This is a genomic window from Tanticharoenia sakaeratensis NBRC 103193 (genome assembly GCF_000963885.1).
Classification (GTDB): domain Bacteria; phylum Pseudomonadota; class Alphaproteobacteria; order Acetobacterales; family Acetobacteraceae; genus Tanticharoenia; species Tanticharoenia sakaeratensis.
In genome coordinates, this window is sequence record NZ_BALE01000001.1 from 1 (window position 1) to 20295 (window position 20295).

Sequence of the window (20295 nt, forward strand, 5' to 3'; positions counted from 1 at the left end):
CCCCCCCCCCCCCCGAAACCGCCCTCACTCACGCCCTAACGCCCGATCCACGCCCACCGCCGCGTGCTGCAACGCGGCCTCCAGTCCGACGGCGCTCGGCGCCTGTGCCGTAGCGATGATGGGTGCAAGCTGGGCATAGAGCGGCGCTGCCTTCAGCATGGCCGGATCGCTGTAGAGCGCCTTTGTTGCGGGCAGCAGATAGCGCGGCGGCGTGCCGTCGGTCGGAACCAGAATCATCCGGAAAGTTGCTGGCTGCATCATGAAACGGACGAAAGCCGTGGCGTCACGCAACGTCCGGCCTCTGGCGCCGGCATCGATCATGAACATGTCTGCCCAGCCGACGACCGGCGCGCTGGACGGGCCGAACGGCATCCGCGCGACGGCGATGTCATCGGCGGTCACGCAGGCATCCGGACGGCAACCGTTCGCAGTCTCGTCGAGCACGGTGTAGAGCGATTCGGAATAGCCAACGTAGGCACCGCCCTGCTTGCGGGCCATCAGGCGCGCGTAGAGGCCTGTTGCCAGATCGAAACGCGGGTCGCGGCCCGTGTCTGGCACTTCGGCCGACAGCAACGTGCGCAGGGCCTGCGTCACGTCCGCCTGGGCCGCAGGGTCGTTCAGATGGGCGAGTGCCGCAGGCGCCGAGCCCCAGCGCGCGAGCAGGACGGAGACGTCTATTTCCCCGAGATTTTCCACCCCTGCCAGATCGAGCAGCAGGCGGTCCTGTGGCGCCTTCGCCCTGAACCAGCGCGCCAAGGCATCGCGCGTGTCGGGCGGCGCGCCGAGGTCCTTGCGGAGGAAGAGAAAATTCGTGCAGAGCCAGTGCGGCACCCCAAGCCTCACGCCCTGCGGGCGGCTGATCGCTTCGGCGAAGGGAAAGCTCTCGCCCAAATCATGATCGAGCGAAGCCGGGATCGGCTGTGCCTTGTGGCGGGCGGCGACATCCTGCGCGAAGATCGAATCGACCTCGTAAACATCTGCCTGCTCGGTCAGGACGCCGTGCGTGCCGTAATAATCGGGATTGAGCGTGATCTTCAGCGACAGGCCGGGACAGCCGGCCTCGAACGCCTGGGCAATGCGCCATGCGGCATCGCCGACGTTCGGAATGAACGGATACATCGCCACATGCAGCGTGCGGATGCCGCGATCGGCGCAATAGAGTGGCGCGGCCTTCGCGGCGCGCCCCGTTGCCATCAGCCCGAAGCCCAGAACACACGCCAGTCCATGCCGCAGCCAAACACGCATTGCCCGATCCCGCCTCAGAAGCCGTAGGCTACACCCATACGCAGGTTGACGCCGTTGATCCAACTGGTCGAGCGCTGCGTTTCACTACTGGCGAAACTGAAATACGGCAGATTGTCATTTGTCTGGGACAGTTCCCGGGCACGTCCGAAGTCAAGGAGGTATAGCGAACCCCGCCTGTGAGATGAAAATGGCGCGTGATCCGGTAATCCAGTCCGATATCGCCCTGCCATAGCGGGCGCGTGGCCCTGTGATAGGCGTTGGGCCGAGCGTCGATGAATGCGTGCGTGTCGAGCATCCGGGCCCAGCCGACGCGTCCACGCAGGACAAGCGCATTTGTCAGCGCATAGTCCGCATGCACGGCGAGATCGACATAACCGTTGCCGAATGCGCTGAACCTGTCATGGACAACGTATTGCGGCGTCCCTGACGGGAGCGGCGTGGTGAATACGGGAAAAGACGCCGGGTAGGAGACTGAATATCGCGGGCCATATGAATAATACCCGCCCTGAATGACCGGCGCGATCAGAAGGCGGCCGCCGTTCAGCAGGAATCCCTTGCCGATCTCGCCCCATAAGTTCGTATACGAGCGGTTCCGGTTCCCTTGGCTGCGACCTCCATATGTGCCGTAGGAGGACACGGATGTTTCGGCCGACTGATCGTGCTCGTTACCATCTCCAAGGTCGAAATTGCCCGAGGCATAGAGGTGCTTGATGCGCCCGATGTCGAACATCACCTGCGCATTGGCTTCGAAGCCGGGAGTCCAGCTGTTGCCGCGAGCCCGCTGGTAAGCGTTGTTCGTGTAGCTGGAGACTGCCTGCCCGCCCGAAAACAACGGATAGCTCTCGCGGAATGTGCAGCGGTCGCTGTAGCGATGCTCTATGTCCGTGAACGTGCCCAGCGCAGACAGTCCGATTTCGCAATTGACGGCGATAACCGGCAGTGGATCCGCAGACGCCGCGGAGACGATCCCCAAAAAACGCACCGGCCAGCGCCGCTTTCATCCAGAACGTCTGGCCTGCGGTCTGCCGGGCAGTTGCGGTCATGGTCAGCCTTTTCGTTACGTAATGTTACGAATCGGCTACAGGTGTGTTCCGGTCCCATCAATAAGGCCGAACGAGATGACGATCCGCGTGGCGGCTACGAGATCGGATAAAAAAAGCCCCGGTCGGAGAACCGACCGGGGCTTTTTGCAAACCGGCGAAATATTCGCCGGCGCAATAAATCAGCGCTTCGAGAACTGGAAGGAACGACGTGCCTTGGCGCGACCGTACTTCTTGCGCTCGACCACGCGGGAGTCGCGGGTCAGGAAGCCCGCGACCTTCAGGATGCCGCGCAGGTTCGGCTCATAATAGGTCAGAGCACGGGAGATGCCGTGACGGACCGCGCCGGCCTGGCCGGACAGACCGCCGCCCGTGACCGTGCAGTAGACGTCGAACGCGTTGTAGCGATCTGCGATCAGGAACGGCTGGGTGATGAGCATGCGCAGCACGGGGCGCGCGAAATACTCGACGACCGGGCGACCGTTGACGATGATGTCGCCCTTGCCCGGCTTGATCCAGACGCGGGCAACCGCGTCCTTACGACGGCCGGTGGCATAGGAACGGCCCTGCGCGTCGCGCTTGACCTCATGGACGGGTGCCGCGTTTTCCGTGGTGTGCGGTGCGACGGCGGCCAGATCCTGCAGGGTGCCGGTGCGCTCGGCCGGGCGCTCTTGGGTCTCGGACATGATCAGGCCTCAGCGGAATGAATAGAGTTCTTGCGGTTCAGCGCCGCGACGTCGAGCTTCTTCGGCTGCTGGCCGTCGTGCGGGTGCTCGGTGCCGGCATAGACGTGCAGGTGCTTCATCTGCGCGCGCTGCAGCGGGCCACGCGTGATCATGCGCTCCACCGCCTTCTCGACGACCTGGCCCGGGTTCTTGCCGGTCAGGCGCTGCGTGATAGTGCGCTCCTTGATCCCGCCCGGATAGCCGGTGTGGTAGTGGAACAGCTTCTGGCCGACCTTGTTGCCGGTCAGGGCCACCTTCTCCGCGTTGATGACGACGACATGGTCGCCGCAATCGACATGCGGGGTGTACTGCGGCTTGTGCTTGCCGCGCAGGTGGGTCGCGATGATGGTGGCGAGACGGCCGAGAACGAGCCCTTCGGCGTCGATCAGCACCCAGTTCTTCGTCACCTCGCTGGGCTTCAGCGAAAGCGTGGTTTTCATCAAAGTGGTCTTTCCAGACGGGAACAGATGATGGTCCTCGGCCGCAACCGGGGCCACCAGGACAATTGGCGGCGGGTTATCGCGATTGCAGGGCCGGGCGTCAAGCGCTTTCTGTGTGCACGAGGCCACATTCCGGCGCAGTTTTTCAACGGTTCCGGACGTGAGGTAACATGATACCGCATTTTTTCGCATGGTCTGTTGCTCGTTGGCGCTCACGCCGATATCGTCCGGCACGGCCCGCTGCAGAGGAGCCCGCAAGATATTGAGACGCCCCGTTCTGACCGGCCTTCTGATCGCAGTCCTTGCCGTGGTGGGCTGGTGGGGCGTGCACCGCGAAGCCAGACAGGCGCTCGAGAGCGGCATTGCCCGCTTCGCGTCGTCGCTGCCGCCGGGTGCACGCTTCTCCTATGCCGCGGCCCAGCCGCTTCTGTTGATGCGCGGGGCGGAGCTCCAGTCAGTCGTCTACCGGGAAGGACAGACGACGCTGACGATCGCGGATCTGCGCGTTGCCGGCTTTTCCGGCTACCCGCCGCTCGGGCTGCATCTGCGACGACTCATGGCGCGCGACGTCCGGTACAGCGACGCACAACGCTCGCTTGCCCTTGGTGATGTCGATCTGAGCGGTCTGACACTGCCGCCCGTGGATCGCGCGGCTCATATCGTTCCCGACGTGGGCGCCATTCTGCTCGAAGACGGCACGGCCAATCGAATCCAGGCGAGCGCCCCCGGCATCACGTCGCTTCTGACAGGTCGGATGGTTGTGCATGATTATGCACTCGGGCATCGCTCCGACCTGACGCTTGCGGATCTGTCGGTGCAGATGGATACCGCAACGGCCCTGCCGACCCAGCAGATCGGCCGACCGCCTGCCGCGATCCATGCGCATGTCGGCCACTTTCATCAGACGGGCGTCGATCTCGCGACCCAGCTCAGCCGGTTCGTCAGCGGCCAGCATGGCACGCCCGCGACCAGCGCGCCTCTCGTCGGCACCCAGACCTCGTCGGCGGACGGTGTCCAGTTCGACCTCGGTCCCGCGAGCGTCCTGATGGACCATATCGACAGCACCGACGACCACACGGCGGACACGGACCAGATGACGGTGAACGTCCATGGCGTTTCGATCCCGGCCGTTCCTGCCGATTTCGGCGGCAAACCCGGCGATGTCACCCTTAAGGCGACCGTCGATCGCAAGCATGCCACCATGGCCCTCAGCCGCGTCGATGTCACCGTGCCCGATGCCTGCACCGCAACGCTGACCGGCCAGTTCGACCATGTCCCGGTCGATACGATCCACACTGACGTGCGACAGATGCGTCTCGTCTCGTTCGGCGTGACCTACCGCGATGCGGGCTTCATCAACGCGGCCATGAACCATGTGGCGATCCAGCATCACACGGACGCAGGCCAGCTCCGGGCGAGCCTGACGCAACAGGGACAGGTTATGCGGATCATCCTGCCGCCGCTCGGCACCCTGATCGACTACATCGCGGCTCCGGACGGGCACACCCTTCAGCTTGGCATCAATCCGCCCACACCGCTGACGACGCAGGAACTGCAGGGCCTGCACGCGGCCAATCCGCTGGAGCGCATCCAGAGCCTTGGATTTACGGCCCAGATCCAGTGACCGGCCTGAAAGCGTGACGACAGTTTCGGCAGACAGGCCGTCCGGCCCGATCGCCGTCATCGGCGCCAGCGGCCGATCCGGTACGGCGGTGTCCCGGGCGCTCGTGGCGCAAGGCCATGCCGTCGTCGCGGTCGTGCGCGATGCAACGCGCTGCGCATCCGACATTGCATTCAGCGAGATCCGCACGGCCGATCTCGCCGACTCCGGAACCGCCCTTTCCCGCGCCCTGGACGGGGCTCGCACCATCATCAGCACGGCCCATGCGCGCCATGTTCCGGCGATTCTTGCGGCGAGCAGTCCCGAAGCCCGGTTGATCTGTCTGGGCAGCACACGAAAGTTCACCCGCTGGCCCGATGCGCATGGACGCGGCGTACTGGCCGGCGAACGAGCCCTGATGGCCAGCGGGCGGCCCGGGATTATCCTGCATCCGACCATGATCTACGGCGCCGCGGGCGAGGACAACGTGCAGCGCCTTGCTGCCCTGCTGCGGCGGTTGCACGTAGCCCCCCTGCCCGGCGGCGGGTTCGCCCTGGTGCAGCCGATCGAACAGGGCGACGTGACGCGTGCGCTGCTGGCAGCGGTCTCGCTCCACCTCGACGGGCCGGAAAGTCTGGTGATCGCAGGCGCCGATGCCGTGCCCTATCGCCGGTTCGTCCAGATGGTGGCTGGCTTTTCGGGGATCGGCCGCGTGCGGATCGTGAACGTGCCGGCACCGCTCCTGATGCTGGGCGCACGTGTGGCACGCCTCGTGCCCGGCCTGCCCCGTATCGGACCTGACGAGATCCGGCGGCTCCTTGAAGACAAGGCGTTCGACATCGGCCCCATGCAGGCGCGGCTCGGCTTCGCGCCGATCGGCCTGTCGGAAGGGCTCACGCGCCTGTTTGGCACAAGGCACACGATTTAAGGAAATGCTGGGGCGAATGACGGGGCTCGAACCCGCGACAACCGGTACCACAAACCGGCGCTCTACCAGCTGAGCTACATCCGCCACACAGCGAGAGGTGACATAGAGAACTGCGGCGCGCCCGTCTAGGGGGCGCGGTCAATTTTCGTGCGGGCATCGCATCGGCAGCGTCACTGCACCGCGCCGCGACGAAAAGAGACGCAAACGCAGGGGCATCCAGCCCGGACACGCCAGGCGCGCAAAACAGGCCGGTGCCGTGTTGTCCCGGCGAAAGGAGGTCGGTCAGCCCTCGGTCGCGAAGACCCGCCCAAGCCGCTCCAGAGCCTCGGTCAGGACCGCTTCGCGCTTGCAGAACGCAAATCGGATGAGATTGCGGGGCGGCTCCGCGCCCTCCGGATCGTAGAAGGCCGAGACGGGAATGGCAGCAACGCCTGCTTCCGTAATCAGGTCCCGACAAAACGTGACGTCGTCACGGCCCTTCGCATGGGCGTCGATCGACGCCACGACGAAATAGCTGCCGCCGGCCGGCAGGGTCGGGAAGCCGAGTGCATGCAGCCCTTCGGACAACTGGTCCCGTCGCGCGCGCAGCTCTCCGGACAGACGCTCGTAATAGCCGTCCTTCATGTCCAGACCGACAGCGACCGCCCGTTGCAGGTTGGGCGGGGTGCAGAACGTCAGGATCTGGTGCGCCTTGGCCACGAGGGCTGCGAGCGCCGCAGAGGCCGTCACGTAGCCGACCTTCCAGCCGGTCAGGGAGAACGTCTTGCCCGCGCTGCCGATGCGCATGGTGCGCTCGCGCATGCCGGGCTCCGCCATCAGCGGCACATGCGGCGCCTCGAACGTCAGGTGCTCATAGACCTCGTCGCAGATCGCATAGGCATCGTGCTGACGCACGAGCTCCGCGATCAGGGCGCGCTCCCGGGCATCGAATACCTTGCCGGTGGGGTTCATAGGGGAATTGAGCAGGATGGCCTTGGTCTTCGGCCCGAAGGCTGCCCGAAGCTCCTGCTCCGGCAGAAGCCAGTCCGGCGCGTGAAGTCTCACGCAGCGCGCAACCGCACCCAGCATCTTCAGGACAGGAAGATACGTGTCATACAAGGGCTCGATGAGCACGACCTCGTCGCCCGGATCGACGACGGCCATCAGGCATGCCGTGATGGCTTCGGTCGCACCGGACGTCACGACGACGTCGCGCGTCGCGTCAGCCTCGATGCCATAGAAGCGTGCGTTGGCGCGCGCGACCGCCCCGCGCAGCTCGGGGAGACCCGTGAGCGGCGCATACTGGTTGCGGCCGTCGCCCAGAAACCTTCGGGCCGCCTCGACAAGCTCCGCCGGGCCTTCGGTATCAGGAAAACCCTGCCCGAGGTTGATGGCACCGTGCTGGGCCGCAAGCTGGGACATCACGGTGAAGATGGTCGTCGGCAGCGCCGAGAGCTGGGTATTGGCGGGCTTCATGGGGGGACAGACAGGCTCCGGAACCGAAAGGCCACTGTCGATAGCGCACCCCGCCGCAAGCGCAATGCGAAAACGTCATGCCGCCGCAAGATCGCCTCTTTTGCCGGTCTCGCGCCTCACGCACGCGAAAGCGGCACCTAGAAGGGCGCGCGGCGCATCTGGGGCGGGCGACGAAAGGTCCGAGAAGCCCTCTATATCGCAGCCCTGTCCGCGTCCCGCCACATGCCTGCACTTATCGCCATGCGCGATAGGATGCGCGCCAAGGGCAAGGCACCCAACACCATCCTCATCGCCGTCGCACGACAGCTGCTCGTCATCCTCATGCCATGATCCGGAAAGGTCAGCCTTTGCAGATCACATGATCAACACAGTTGCCCCCCCCGGGGGGCCGGTAGATGAACGTCCCGTCCGATCAGAATTCTGATCGAATTTTCACCTGAGTACCACTATCCAGCAAAGATTCATGATTTCTCGAAATTTTTTACCGATATTTCACACATAACAAATTTTTGATAACAAATGCATTATTTAGAAATGATTCCTATTTTCTTATTTTTCGAAAATTCGATGAAAAATATTCTCAACGCCCTCTCGAGCGTGTGCAGATACGGAACCGTATTATGTGATAAAATGCCACCATAGGAAAAAATCTGGTCTTCCAACTCTCGATAGTATCCACGTCAATACAAACTTTTATTTTTATGCATATGGTTTGTTCTACAAACATAATATGTTTATATTAAAACATAAAATTATTCATGGCATTGATCGACTGTGATCATCATAATTTGGTATTAAAAAGTTAATCCATGGTATAAATCGTTATACCGTTCGCTCTTAGGCGGCGTGCGCGCCAGATGTCGCGCCCTCTCGATTCCGTTCGGAGAACAGAAATGCCGATTATAGTCGTGACGAATGGTCAGTCCGTTACCTATCCGGACAACACGAATCTGAGTAGTATCGCGGGCATCAATCTTGCCAGCGAAATCATCGTTTCCGGCAGCGGAACCACGGTCAATACCAGCTCTCTTGCATCTGCAACCGCTCTCACGACGCTTGTCGTTCAGAACGGTGCGACGCTTGTGGATGGCGGCGCGCTCGCGAATATCAGCACGCTCAGCAGCCTCGAGATCAACGGCGGCACATACGACGAAAACTCTTCCGCCATTAATGCGACGCTCCTGAACAGTATAACGATCGGCCCTGCCGGCGGAAATCTGGAAATCAACGCGAGCCTGGTGTCTCTCAACCTGAGCAGCGCGATCACGTATGTCGATGCCAACGGCAATACGACGACCACGCCCCCGGCCAATTTCACGCTGACCTTCCCCAATGAATCCTCCGTCAGTGCGAGCTACAACGGCTCGACCACGACGCTGACCACCGGTCTTCTGGGCATCGTCGCCGGCAGCACCATCACCGTGACGGGCAACCCGTTCGGTCTGTCGAAGCCCACGAGCTTCCTGGGTGTGACCGTTCCTTCGACCAAGACCTTCACGTCCAGCTCGGGCACAGTGACCGTGTGCTTCCTGGCCGGCGCGTTGATCGAGACGGAACATGGCCCCGTGGCCGTCGAAGATATTGCGATCGGCGATCGGATCGTCGCGCATGTCGACGGCCAGAATCAGCTGCGCAGCGTCATCTGGGCCGGCTGGGCTCATGCCACGGTTCGCCCGGACCTGCCGGATGATGAAGCCGGCTATCCGGTCCGGATCCTGCAGAACGCGATCAGCGACGGCGTTCCCTGCAAGGACCTTTTGCTGACCCCGGAACATTGCCTGTTCCTGAACGGGAAGTTCACGCCGGCCCGTATGCTGGTCAACGGTCGGTCCATCTTCTACGACCACACCATCACGTCGTATGATTACTATCATATCGAAACGGAAATCCATTCCGTCATCGTCGCCAACGGCCTGCGGACCGAGAGCTATCTCGACACCGGCAACCGCAACGGCTTCCAGCAGCGGGGACCGGCCGTGCGGATCGCGCCGCCGTCCGCGCGCACCTGGACGAATGACGCAGCAGCCCCGCTGGCGGTCAGCCGGGAGGAAGTGGAGCCGCTGTTCGACAGCATTCTGGCACGCGCCGAGAGTGCGGAACTGGGCACCCCGGCACCCTGCCCGGCCGTCACCGACGATGCCGACCTGCATCTGGTCACGGACGCCGGTCAGATCATCCGCATGGCGCGAGAGAACAGTGGCCGTGCGATGTTCATGATCCCGGCCGGTGTCGGATCCGTCCGCATCATGTCCCGCACCAGCCGCCCTACCGATGTGGTGGGTCCGTTCGTCGACGATCGTCGGCATCTTGGCGTCCTGATCGGGACGGTAGCGTTGTTCGATTCGGGCGAGACGCGGGAAATCGACACGCACCTGACAGATGATGCCCTGTCCGGCTGGGATGTTCAGGAGCAGGCACCCTGCCGCTGGACGAACGGCTGCGCGACCCTGCCGTTGGGCGACCGGCGGCCCGACAGCATTGGAATGCTGGCGATCACGGTGCTGTCGGCAGGGCCTTATCTGGCAGCTTCCGTGGAGACGCCCGAGACCATGTTGAACTGCGCCTGAGTCGTACCGCACCCAAGCGACAGTTCAGGCCCCGCTCCAATCGGAGCGGGGCCTTTTTTTTATCCGCACCATCCCGATCCAGCGGGCGATGCGCAGTCTTTTTACAGGAACGGCAGCAGAAGTCCCGGAATCAGGTGGTCGAGCCGTTCACGCTCGATGGGCGAAAGATTGGCAAGCGCACGCAGGAAATCGCCGCGTCTCGGCGGCGTCTGCAATGTCTGCGCCCATGCGCACAGGTCGAGCAGTGTGGCCCCTTGGGCATTGACCGGAGCGGGGATGGCGGACAGCCCCAGGGTGACAGTGGACTGAATGGGCTCCAGACGGAATTCTTCCCAGAGATCCGCACGGCCGCGGTCGCACGCGACACCTGAGTCGTTACTGCCTGGCGTGGCTGCCAGATAGCGTCCGGCGTGCGTGCTGCGCAGGAAGAAGCGTCCGGGCTGGGACGCGGGGACGATCCTCAGCAGGGGCTCGTCGAGATGGCGCGAGTCACCCGGCAGATGCAGCGGCCCGCGATCGGCTGCAAAGACCGTTATGAGATCCGGCGTGCTTGCATGAATGGCCCCCAGCACCGGCACGACCCCTGCAAGACCATCCAGCGTCGCATCCCGGACGATACGATTGCCGCCGAGGCAAAGCAGCGTGTCATGATGGGTGCGCAGGACGACCGTGCGCACTGATGTCTGGCTGCGGCCATCGATCGACGGGGTGCGCAGATCGGGCCGGTCAAGGAGGGCCGCGGCCAGCAGCGGGTCGTCGCGCATGACGCGGGCCACGGCATGCAGCCGGATCGAGGCCGCATCGAGCATGGCCGTATAGATCCGCCCCAGTACCGGATAGACCGCCGGCATGAGACGAAGAGGCTCCCTGTCCTCGACGTCGTTGCGGTTGAAATGATCCCAGTAGGCCGTCGAATCGCCCAGATCCGCATTCAGGCGCCGGCGGATGCGCTGGATATACTGCTCCATGCTGCGGCAGACGAAGTGCAGGACAAAGGCATCGCGCCAGTCGATCGCCTTGGTCGCACCCGTCCACTGCACGCGCGCCCCCCGTGCATCGACATACCGCTCTTCCGGAATGTCGTAGCGATGGGGATCGGTGTAATTCGGGCCCAGATGCTCCGGTCTGACGAAGCTCTTGACCAGCACGTTGTCGCCGAGGCTCTCCGTGCCATGGGACAGGAACGTCTCCACGGCCATTTCGCGCGGCCGCACGACGCGGCCGCTGTTTCCGTGAATGCGCCAGTTCAGGGCGACGGCCCACGCATCGGGAAACTGGGCGAGAAAATCGCCGATCCGGTCGAAATGACGCGGATAGACATATTCGTCGCCATCCAGAAAGCCGAGCCAGTCATAGACACCACGCGCCCTGCGGGCGGCATCCATGAAGGCGTCGCGCTGACGCCAGTAGAAATCCGGCTGGGTCGCCGGATCGGTGCGAAGGAGCGTGATGGGGGCGACCCGGGCAGCTGCCTCGAGCACTTCCCACGTGCCGTCCGTCGAATGGTCCTCGTAGATGAACAGGCGGTCGACACCGAGTGCGAGGTGCCATGCGATCCAGCCCGCAATGTCAGTACATTCGTTTTTCACGAACAGGACACAGGCAACGGTAGTCATGAAACGCGCACACTCCGCATGGACTTTGGGTCGGCATCTGTCATGCACGAACCGGACACAGGTATTTCAGTCAGCTAGAGCATGAATTGCCTTCGGGCGGAACCCGAGCAACCCGCGGGTTCTATCGCACATCCACCTGGACCCGCCTCATGCCGCCGGGATCGGTCCGCACCTGCATCTGGACCTGCAATGGCGGCGCACCCGCGGCGATGATGGCGTCCGCCACCGCCCGCTCGTCACCCGATGCCACGGCCCCCAGTGCCCTGACCTGATCGGCGGGCGTCGCGTGGTCGGGCGCCAGACCCGTCAGCACGAAAAGGACGCCCGGCTTGCGGGCCAGGGCGACCTGGGCCGCATGCGTCACGACGGGCCGCCATTCGGCTTCGGGCGTTCCGGCCCGCACGACCAGAAACGGCGCGATCGGTTTCGGACCGGGATGATGGGGAACGTGGGGCACCGGCGGCCGTCCCGCGTTGGGATCGAACGTGCGCTGGTCCACGAGCTTGCACCCTCCCAGCACGCCCATGACGGCCCCCGCGGCCAGAAGGCGGGCACAGAAACGCGGATGACGGATGGCGGAGACGCGCGAAAACGCGGGGCCCGACGCGGAAGGGGGGGATGGTGGCATGATGTGCGGACCGTCGCAGGAAGTGCCAAAGGACGCAAGACAGGGTCGCCAGCCACCGGGGTGGCGCGGGCGGACATGATGAGCCACATGTGCGTTCGCCGGCCGGGACGACCGTGCATACCTGTTGATCGAGGCGATGACCGACTTCCCATTCCCGTGGACCGACCTTGCCGCGCGCGACAGCGCGCCGACGGAAGGGCTGCTCCAGGCCGCGCAGGCCCTCTGGGGGCAGGCATTGCGTTTCGACCCGTCCGACCCGCTGTGGCCCGACCGCGATCGGGTCGTCGTATCGCAGCCCGGGCTGATGGACCGGTTGCGGGACATGACCGGCGATGTGGATGCAGGCCTCGATATGTCGCGCGCACCGCCGGGACAGGCGATCGGCACGGCCGTGGGTCTGGCGCTGGCGGAGGCGCGGCTGTCGGCCCGCTTCGGCCGGTCTCTGGTCGATCATCGCACATGGGTGCTGTGCGACGGCGCCGATCTCGAAACCGGCGTGGCACTGGAAGCGGCGGCCCTGGCCGGCATGCTCGGTCTGGCGCGGCTGTGCGTGATCGCAGGCGTTGCGCAGAGCGACACGAGCGGCGCAGATCGTTTCGCGGCTTCCGGATGGAGCGTGCGACGCGTGTCGTGCGAGGTCCCGGGTCCGGATGGACAAATGGACAGGGAAGCCGTGCGGAACGCGGTCGTTGCGGCGATTGCCGCAACGGTGCGGGCCCGACGGCCGATGCTGATCATCTGCACACAGGCCGCCGGCATCGGATCCGGGCGGCCGACCACCGACGATGCCGCCGTCCCGGCCTGGGCCGCCGTCGCCGCACGGGGACGGACGGCACGCCGGGGATGGCAGCGGCGCGCGTTCAGGCATCGTCTGCGCGCGGAATTCACACGGTGGCAGAACGGCGCTGCTCCGCCCTTGTGGGAAGTCGACTGGGCGCGGGCATGGCGCACGAACGTCGGCTCCGGCACGCCCGCCTCGCCGCTTGCCGCGGCTGGACACGCATTGGACCAGATCGCGCAGCTCCGGCCGGAACTGACCTGCCTCACGCTGGCGCCTCCCGATCATGATCCGCAATACACTGCCCTTGCGATCGCGTGCGGCACGCGCGACCACGGGATGGCCGCGCTCCTGAACGGGCTTGGCCTTCATGGCGCCCTGCTGCCGTTCGGCGTGATTTCCGCGGTGTCGATCGACCGGCTGCGCCCTGCCCTCAGGCTCGCGGCGGTCATGCGGCAGCAGGTTGTTCATCTGTTGTGCGACGAGGGGGCTGCACTACAGGGCGCCGACATGATCTGGCTTCCGGTCGAACAGCTCGCAAGCCTGCGTGCGATGCCCAACGTGTTCCTCTTCCGGCCCTGCGATCCTGTCGAGACACGCGCGGCCTTCACGTCCGCCCTCGCCCGGACCGATGGCCCGAGCGTCATCGTCCTCGACGGCCGTCCGGACACGAGGCGTCCGGACACGGAAGCGGCGCCTCATGGCGGAACGCTGCCGCTCGGGATCGGCCCGGAACAGGGAGCCTATGTCCGGAGCGGGCCGAACGTGGCGCGTGACGTGACGCTGATTGCGAGCGGGCACGAGGTTGCGGTCGCGGAAGCCCTTCGCCGCCGGCTCGCCGGGCATGGGATCGAGGCCTGCGTCGTCTCCCTTCCCTGCTGGAAACAGTTCGCCCGGACCGATGCCACCTATCGCGAGGCCGTGCTGGGGACCGCCCCGCGTATCGGCCTCGAACGCGCCAGCGGATTTGGCTGGGAGCGCTGGCTGGGCACCGAAGGATTGTTCCTCGGCGCGGAGGCGATTGCGAACGGCTGCGATGATGCGCTGCTCGCGCGGGTGCGTGCGCATCTCGCCGCGATAACGACCGCATGACGAAACCATGCTGTCTTTTCGCGGGGCCTTGGCGGGCACCGCGCTTCTTCGCTATGCAGGCTCCCCCGTCGCGATGCTAGACAGGCAGCGAAGGTGCGGCACCGCAGCGAAACGCGCAGCGGCAACGACAGGCGGATTGAAGGGGCGAGGACAAGCATGGCTGTCAAACTGGCAATCAACGGGTTTGGACGTATCGGGCGGCTCGTGCTGCGCGGAATCATCGAAAGCGGCCGGACGGATGTCGAAGTGGTCGCGATCAATGATCTCGGCTCGGCGGACGCCAATGCCCATCTCCTTGCCTATGACAGCGTGCATGGCCGCTTCCCGGGCACTGTCCGTGCGGCCGAAGGCGGGCTGGTCATCGAGGCGAACGGCCGGACATACGGTCCGATCAAGGTCTCGTCCGAGCGCGACCCGGCGGCCGTGCCGTTCGACGGCGTGGACGTGGCGCTGGAGTGCACCGGTCTCTTCACCAGCAAGGAAAAGGCTGGCGCCCTCCTGAAGGCTGGCGCGCGCAAGGTCATCATTTCGGCGCCCGGCACGGATTGCGACGCGACGATCGTCTATGGCGTGAATTCCGATACGCTGACGTCGGACATGCAGGTGATCTCCAACGCCTCCTGCACGACCAACTGCCTGGCTCCTGTCGCCGCCGTCCTGGACGACGCGTTCGGCATCGAGCGCGGCTACATGGTCACGATCCATTCCTACACGGGCGACCAGCGGACGGTGGATACGCACCACAAGGACCCGCGCCGGGCCCGTGCGGCGGCGCTGAACATGATCCCGACCTCCACGGGTGCCGCGCGCGCCGTGGGTCTCGTACTGCCGCACCTCAAGGGCAAGCTGGACGGCACCTCGATCCGCGTGCCGACGCCCAACGTCTCGCTCGTGTCGCTCGACTTCGTGCCGAAGACCGCGCCGGCCTCCGCCGAGGCCGTCAACGAGGCCATGCGCGAAGCGGCGAACGGCCACCTGAAGGGCGTGCTCGACTACAGCACGGCACCGCTCGTCAGCTCCGACTTCATCCATTCCTATGCGTCGTCGACGTTCGATGCGACGCAGACGGTCCTGGTCGATGGTGGCCAGCTCGTCCGCGTCTGCGCGTGGTACGACAACGAGTGGGGCTTCTCCAACCGCATGGCCGACACCGCGGCCAAGTTCGGAGCACTCTGAACCATGGCCTACCGCACGCTGGACGATGTCGATCCGCGCGGCCGCCGCGTCCTGCTGCGGGCCGATCTCAATGTTCCGATGCGTGACGGGCGGATCACCGATTCCGCGCGCATCGAGCGCGTGGCGCCCACCGTGCGCGAACTTGCCGATCGCGGCGCGCGCGTGGTGGTGCTGAGCCATTTCGACCGGCCGAAGGGCCGCGTGGTGCCGGGCATGTCGCTGGCGCCGCTTGCAGAGCCCTTGGCCGCGGCCGTCGGGCACCCGGTGCGCTTCTGTGCAACCAGCGTCGGCGACGAGGCCGAGGCGGCGGTTGCGGCACTGGGCGATGGCGAGGTCCTCCTGCTCGAGAACACCCGTTTCCATCCGGGCGAGGAAGACAACGACGAGGAACTCGCCCAGGCGCTCGCGGCGCATGGCGATATCTACGTCAATGACGCGTTCTCGGCCGCCCACCGCGCCCATGCCTCGACGCACGGCATTGCCAGGCACCTGCCGTCGTTTGCAGGACGGCTGATGCAGGCCGAGCTGGACGCGCTGACGGCGGCCCTCGAGCTGCCGGACCGGCCGGTGGGCGCCGTGATCGGCGGTGCGAAGGTCTCGACGAAGCTCGAACTGATCGGCAACGTTATCCGCAAGGTCGACACGCTGTTCATCGGCGGCGCGATGGCCAACACGTTCCTTGCGGCCGAAGGCGTCAATGTCGGCAAGTCGTTGCAGGAACCCGACATGCACGAGACGGCACGCCGGATCGTGGCCGAAGCCAAGTCCGCGAACTGCGAGATCGTGCTCCCGGTCGATGCGGTCGTGGCGACCGAGTTCCGTGCGGGTGCTCCGTCCCATGATTGCCTGATCGGTGAAGTGCCGTCCGATGCGATGATCCTGGATGCAGGGCCGCGCACGATCGAGCTGATCTCGGCACGGTTGGCCACGCTGAAGACGCTGGTCTGGAACGGCCCGCTCGGCGCGTTCGAGATCGAGCCTTTCGATGCCGCAACCAATGCGGTGGCGCGGGAAGTCGCGCGCCTGACGCAGGAAGGGCATCTCAAGAGCATCGCGGGCGGCGGCGACACCGTGTCCGCGCTGCGGCACGCCGGCGTGGAGAGCGAGATGAGCTATGTCTCGACGGCCGGCGGCGCGTTCCTCGAATGGCTCGAGGGCAAGACCTTGCCAGGCATCGCCGTCCTGCAGAATATCATCAAGACGACCATGCCGCTCTGACGGCCCTAGCCTGTTCCGGGACCGACATCGCCCGGAACAGGCCTTCGAACAACAGCGCGAGCCGGCCGCGGGCAGCGTGAAATCCGCCGAAGACTGCAGTTCCCATCACGTTTTGCAACGCGCGGAAACAATAACGCGATTCTCGTTGCAGCCGGCAGATTGACCGCGCAATACCATCGGGCCCATGGCAAGGATGACAGGCCATGGTGGATCGCACAGGACAATGCCGATGCGCACCCGGGCCAAGAGCTTTCTCGTTATCCGTACTGGTGTTCTTCCGCTTGCCCTTTGTGTGAGCGCGTTCGCATGGGCCTCATCCGCGCGCGCGGACGATACTGTGGCGGCGGCTCCCACCGATGTTCCGCAACAGGCAGCCGTGGCAGCAGCTCCTGCTCCGGCCGCCTCTCCGGCTCATACGAAGGTCCACCCGTTCAAGACGCTCATCGGTCATGGTTTCGACCATTTGACCGCTCTGGCCTTGCCGCCGGCGGAAGCATCGACACCAACCGTCACGGCGGTCCGGGATCAGCAGATCGAAGTCATCGGCAAGGGCCACTTCACCGACGCTCCCCTGCCCGACGATGATGACGGCGGCCCGCAGGAGCAGAAAGATCTGACCTCCCCGTCGATCGAGCCGTCCTTCTTCCATCGCGATCCGCATCAGGTCGGCGACGCACTGGCAGGCGGTTCGGCTGCGAACCAGCAGCGTCGTGGACATGGACAGGCCGCGGCAGGCCTGGCGCTGGCCATCCCCCTGAACTGAGCCCGCTTCAGCCGGGCACCATCAGCGCCGGGCAGCGCTCCAGAATTTCGCGGTCATACACATCGACCGTCGTATGGGCATCGATGCGGATGAGCGTCTTTGGCAGTCCCAGGGCCGCGATCACGGCGCCTTGGGTCAACGCGTTGAAGGGCTCGGCCGGCAGATCGCGGGTGACCACGAACAGCTCCTGCCCGGAAAATCCACGACCATAAACGGAACGCGTCCCGATCCAGGGATAGGGCACCAGAGCACATGCCGATGCGGTAGAGGAACTGTCGGACGCATTGCGGATCGCACGGGCAACGATGTCCCGGCTGGCCGCGAATGTGATCGCGGATGCGTCCCAGTACCCTGCGAAGCCAAAACGTAAGCCGTTGCGGGCCAGGGCCTGAACGACGGGCGTGCTGTCGACCTGATGACCGATGCCGAAGGGGTCCACGAAGGGCCGATGCATGACGCGCCAGTCTCTGTAAGACAGGGCAAGGATCAGCATGATTCCCGCGATCGACACTTGCAGGGCAATCCGGTTCAGCTTCGGCGCCTGTCGCGCATAGAGAAGTACCGAATAGACGAATGCCGGGTAGAAATAGCGAATGATGTCTTCGCGCTCGAGATGGAAGTTCGCGAGGAATGCAGCCGCGCCATCGATCAGCGCACCGAGCAGCAATACGCGTGATGTGCGGTCAAAGCCTGCCAGCACGTCGGGATCCCGGCGCCTGATCCAGAGATCGCGATAGAAATAGGCGATGACGCCGACGAACGAGATCAGCTTCAGGCCGCTTGCGATCGCGTTGTTGAAGTGATGACCGAGCAGGTTCTTCCCGAACACGTCGATCCCGTACAGATCGGCAAGAGCTGCGAACGTATAGAGTGTCTGTTCGGGCAGTTTGTCGATCGGGATGAATCCGGCGCTGAGCCCTGCACGGGCAAATGCGCCGACTGCGCCGAGCCCCAGTTTGACGATGACCGACACGATCCAGCCAAGCGCGATGCAGCCCAGAATCGGCGTTGCATCCTTTGGCTGACCACGCTGGACAGCAAGCAGGAGACTCACCAGCGCCAGCGGCACTACGAAAATCACGATGCCGAAAAAATCGCCGACGAACAGCAGGATCGTGATGGCGCATAGCCCGGCCAGCGCGATGACTCGATGCTGACCGCGATCGATCATCTGCACCAGCACAGCGCCCCAGAGACACATACAGAGCGTGCCGACATGATACGGCGTATAGGTCAGGAAATTGACGGCACCCTGCTCGAAGAATGACGGCAGCCCCATGAAGAGGAAGACCGGCAGAAGACGCGTTGCAGACCAGATACGCCCGGGCGGGTTGGCGAGGACCAGTGCGGCCGCCACCACGCCTGCGAACAAGATCGCCGCCATGGCATGCGGCACCCACGCGCCCGCCCCCAAAAAGCGGATGAGAACGGCCATGCCCGTAACGTCGAGCGGCCAGAAATTGTCAGGCGGCAAAGACCATCCGCGCAGCAGGACATTGCCGCGCGCCATGTCGCAAGCTGCGAAATAGAAATTCGCCTCGTCGGAATCGATGAAGACGAACTGCCCGAAGAGGAATGCAAGACCACCCGAAACAAGGGCCAGAAGACCGATGGCCGCACGTCTTGCCAAATGCGCACTCTCCCGCCCCGGACCCGTGCCCGTATCCTTTCATCCTCGGAGAGGACTGTCACCGGACGCGACGTTTCGTTGTGTGACGGGTCGTATCGATCCCGGAGCGCCTCTGTCCGATGGGTGGACGGCGCGGATCATCTCGCCTGCTGCCATGCACCGCAGAGCATGGCAGCAGCTCCGGGCTGGTTCAGAACGTGAGCTGGACCTTGACCGCGCGCCTGCGATCAAGCGCCGCTTCGAACGCGCATGTGGCGTCATCGAGGGGAAAGCTGTGCGTGATCATGCTTCCCAACGCCGCGCGACCGGAATCGATCAGCGAGACGGCCGTGCCGAACTCCTCGTGAAACCGGTAGGAGCCGAGCACCGTCAGTTCCTTGGCTACGACGTGTCCCTGCGCCAGTGTCAGATCCTGTCCGATCCCGACCTGCACGAGCGTGCCGCGCGGGCGCAGGGCCCTGACTGCATTCTGCAGGGCGTCCGACATGCCGGAGCATTCGAAGGCGACATCGATCATGTCCGTCCATGCGGCCAGGCCGTCAGGCACCTCGGCAAGGTCGAACGTTGTGCGCGCGCCGAACCCCCTGACAATGCCCAGCTTTTCGCGCACGACATCTGCCGCGACGATGTCCCGCGCGCCGTGCAGGCGTGCGGCCGCGACGACCAGCGCGCCGACCGGTCCGCATCCCATGACCAGCACGCGCTTGCCGCGCAGGCTGCCCGCGCGCTCGGCCGCATGAAGGGCTACTGAAAACGGCTCGGCAAGAGCAAGCTCGGCCGCGCCTGCGAAGCGCGCGGGAAAGCACTGCGTCGCGTCGCAGACGAGGTCGCGGCAGAAACCGCCTTGCGTCGGGCGCGTGTGGACGATGCTGCCGTAGAAGCGCATCTGGCGGCAGTGATTGGGCAGACCGGCGCGGCACATGTTGCACTGGCCGCAGGGGCGGCTGGGATTGATAGCGACACGATCGCCGATCTGCAGCCCGAGCACGGCCGGGCCGAGCGCCTCGACGATGCCCGCGAGTTCATGGCCGAGGATGATGGGCTCAGCCAGCGTCGCCGCACCGAATCCGCCGCGCGTGTAATAGGAGAGGTCGGAATCGCAGATCCCGCCGACCTCGATCCGCACCATGACCTGTCCCGGCATCAGACGCATGGCTTGATGCTTTTCGATGCGCAGGTCACGTGGGGCGTGGAGGACCAGTGCTTCCATGAACGGCTTCCCGAAGACGACACGGTTCCGGATTTCCCGGAGCTTGCAGACGCGTAGCCGCCATAGAGTAGCGGGGATCGGACGTGACAGGAGCGTCAAGAACCCGTGCAACACGACCTCGTGTCATGATTGACGGCGAAGTGGCTGTTATGGGGCCGTTATCCGTTTCCCGGACATCACCCTC

16 protein-coding genes and 1 tRNA gene are annotated in these 20295 nt (G+C 64.6%); 7 read left to right on the forward strand and 10 right to left on the reverse strand.

Going from position 1 to position 20295, the window contains the following annotated elements:
• Positions 1-24: 24 nt before the first annotated feature.
• From B8446_RS00005 to rplM, 4 genes are all read right to left on the reverse strand, one after another.
• Positions 25-1245 carry a type 2 periplasmic-binding domain-containing protein gene (locus tag B8446_RS00005; RefSeq protein ID WP_048845933.1) on the reverse strand — a complete coding sequence of 407 codons (1221 nt, stop codon included), beginning with the start codon at positions 1243-1245 and terminating at the stop codon, positions 25-27.
• A gap of 28 nt (positions 1246-1273) precedes the next feature.
• Complete coding sequence (locus B8446_RS00010) at positions 1274-2227, reverse strand: hypothetical protein (RefSeq protein ID WP_148505763.1); 954 nt, start codon at positions 2225-2227, stop codon at positions 1274-1276.
• Positions 2228-2467: 240 nt separating this feature from the next.
• Positions 2468-2971 (reverse strand): 30S ribosomal protein S9, encoded by a 504-nt coding sequence (rpsI, locus tag B8446_RS00015; protein ID WP_048845937.1) that lies wholly within the window; start codon positions 2969-2971, stop codon positions 2468-2470.
• Between the two features lie 2 nt (positions 2972-2973).
• Positions 2974-3450, reverse strand: a complete 477-nt coding sequence (rplM, locus tag B8446_RS00020) for a 50S ribosomal protein L13 (protein ID WP_048845939.1) — start codon at positions 3448-3450, stop codon at positions 2974-2976.
• A gap of 262 nt (positions 3451-3712) precedes the next feature.
• Here rplM and B8446_RS00025 point away from each other — a divergent pair, with 262 nt between their 5' ends.
• Positions 3713-5074 carry a hypothetical protein gene (locus B8446_RS00025; protein ID WP_048845941.1) on the forward strand — a complete coding sequence of 454 codons (1362 nt, stop codon included), beginning with the start codon at positions 3713-3715 and terminating at the stop codon, positions 5072-5074.
• Positions 5075-5087: 13 nt separating this feature from the next.
• A complete protein-coding gene (locus B8446_RS00030) occupies positions 5088-5978 on the forward strand; it encodes an SDR family oxidoreductase (RefSeq protein ID WP_048845943.1) in 891 nt (296 codons plus the stop codon).
• A gap of 8 nt (positions 5979-5986) precedes the next feature.
• Here B8446_RS00030 and B8446_RS00035 read toward each other — a convergent pair.
• Together B8446_RS00035 and B8446_RS00040 are read right to left on the reverse strand one after the other, a co-directional pair.
• Positions 5987-6062, reverse strand: a tRNA-His gene (locus tag B8446_RS00035).
• Between the two features lie 198 nt (positions 6063-6260).
• On the reverse strand, positions 6261-7433 hold the full coding sequence (locus B8446_RS00040) for an aminotransferase (RefSeq protein WP_048845945.1): 1173 nt from the start codon (positions 7431-7433) through the stop codon (positions 6261-6263).
• Between the two features lie 893 nt (positions 7434-8326).
• On the opposite strand from B8446_RS00040, the gene B8446_RS00045 reads away from it, so the two are divergent.
• Positions 8327-10000, forward strand: coding sequence for a Hint domain-containing protein (locus tag B8446_RS00045; RefSeq protein ID WP_053053575.1), 1674 nt, complete (start codon positions 8327-8329; stop codon positions 9998-10000).
• Positions 10001-10101: 101 nt separating this feature from the next.
• Here the strand turns inward: B8446_RS00045 and B8446_RS00050 are convergent, their stop codons facing one another.
• Both B8446_RS00050 and B8446_RS00055 read right to left on the reverse strand, forming a co-directional pair.
• Positions 10102-11616: a glycosyltransferase family 2 protein gene (locus B8446_RS00050; protein WP_048845947.1), complete on the reverse strand. Its 1515-nt coding sequence runs from the start codon at positions 11614-11616 to the stop codon at positions 10102-10104.
• A gap of 121 nt (positions 11617-11737) precedes the next feature.
• A complete protein-coding gene (locus B8446_RS00055) occupies positions 11738-12244 on the reverse strand; it encodes a hypothetical protein (protein WP_241767555.1) in 507 nt (168 codons plus the stop codon).
• A 136-nt stretch (positions 12245-12380) separates the two neighbouring features.
• Between B8446_RS00055 and B8446_RS00060 the strand changes: the two genes are divergently transcribed.
• The 4 genes from B8446_RS00060 to B8446_RS00075 all read left to right on the forward strand — a co-directional run bounded on the left by B8446_RS00060 (position 12381) and on the right by B8446_RS00075 (position 17271).
• Positions 12381-14114: a transketolase-like TK C-terminal-containing protein gene (locus B8446_RS00060; protein WP_148505764.1), complete on the forward strand. Its 1734-nt coding sequence runs from the start codon at positions 12381-12383 to the stop codon at positions 14112-14114.
• Positions 14115-14270: 156 nt separating this feature from the next.
• Positions 14271-15290 (forward strand): type I glyceraldehyde-3-phosphate dehydrogenase, encoded by a 1020-nt coding sequence (gene gap / locus B8446_RS00065; RefSeq protein WP_048845951.1) that lies wholly within the window; start codon positions 14271-14273, stop codon positions 15288-15290.
• Between the two features lie 3 nt (positions 15291-15293).
• Positions 15294-16508, forward strand: a complete 1215-nt coding sequence (locus B8446_RS00070; protein ID WP_048845953.1) for a phosphoglycerate kinase — start codon at positions 15294-15296, stop codon at positions 16506-16508.
• 223 nt (positions 16509-16731) lie between these two features.
• Complete coding sequence (locus B8446_RS00075) at positions 16732-17271, forward strand: hypothetical protein (RefSeq protein ID WP_148505765.1); 540 nt, start codon at positions 16732-16734, stop codon at positions 17269-17271.
• A 7-nt stretch (positions 17272-17278) separates the two neighbouring features.
• Here the strand turns inward: B8446_RS00075 and B8446_RS00080 are convergent, their stop codons facing one another.
• A complete protein-coding gene (locus tag B8446_RS00080; protein ID WP_048845958.1) occupies positions 17279-18901 on the reverse strand; it encodes a hypothetical protein in 1623 nt (540 codons plus the stop codon).
• Positions 18902-19091: 190 nt separating this feature from the next.
• Positions 19092-20111, reverse strand: a complete 1020-nt coding sequence (locus B8446_RS00085) for an L-idonate 5-dehydrogenase (RefSeq protein WP_048845960.1) — start codon at positions 20109-20111, stop codon at positions 19092-19094.
• Between the last annotated feature and the right edge of the window lie 184 nt (positions 20112-20295).

Coding starts and splice junctions, on each gene's coding strand:
- B8446_RS00005 (WP_048845933.1), bottom strand. CDS start 1,245: ATGCGTGTTTGGCTGCGGCATGGACTGGCGTGTGTTCTGGGCTTCGGG.
- rpsI (WP_048845937.1), bottom strand. CDS start 2,971: ATGTCCGAGACCCAAGAGCGCCCGGCCGAGCGCACCGGCACCCTGCAG.
- rplM (WP_048845939.1), bottom strand. CDS start 3,450: ATGAAAACCACGCTTTCGCTGAAGCCCAGCGAGGTGACGAAGAACTGG.
- B8446_RS00040 (WP_048845945.1), bottom strand. CDS start 7,433: ATGAAGCCCGCCAATACCCAGCTCTCGGCGCTGCCGACGACCATCTTC.
- B8446_RS00045 (WP_053053575.1), top strand. CDS start 8,327: ATGCCGATTATAGTCGTGACGAATGGTCAGTCCGTTACCTATCCGGAC.
- B8446_RS00050 (WP_048845947.1), bottom strand. CDS start 11,616: ATGACTACCGTTGCCTGTGTCCTGTTCGTGAAAAACGAATGTACTGAC.
- B8446_RS00055 (WP_241767555.1), bottom strand. CDS start 12,244: ATGCCACCATCCCCCCCTTCCGCGTCGGGCCCCGCGTTTTCGCGCGTC.
- B8446_RS00060 (WP_148505764.1), top strand. CDS start 12,381: ATGACCGACTTCCCATTCCCGTGGACCGACCTTGCCGCGCGCGACAGC.
- gap (WP_048845951.1), top strand. CDS start 14,271: ATGGCTGTCAAACTGGCAATCAACGGGTTTGGACGTATCGGGCGGCTC.
- B8446_RS00070 (WP_048845953.1), top strand. CDS start 15,294: ATGGCCTACCGCACGCTGGACGATGTCGATCCGCGCGGCCGCCGCGTC.
- B8446_RS00075 (WP_148505765.1), top strand. CDS start 16,732: ATGCCGATGCGCACCCGGGCCAAGAGCTTTCTCGTTATCCGTACTGGT.
- B8446_RS00085 (WP_048845960.1), bottom strand. CDS start 20,111: ATGGAAGCACTGGTCCTCCACGCCCCACGTGACCTGCGCATCGAAAAG.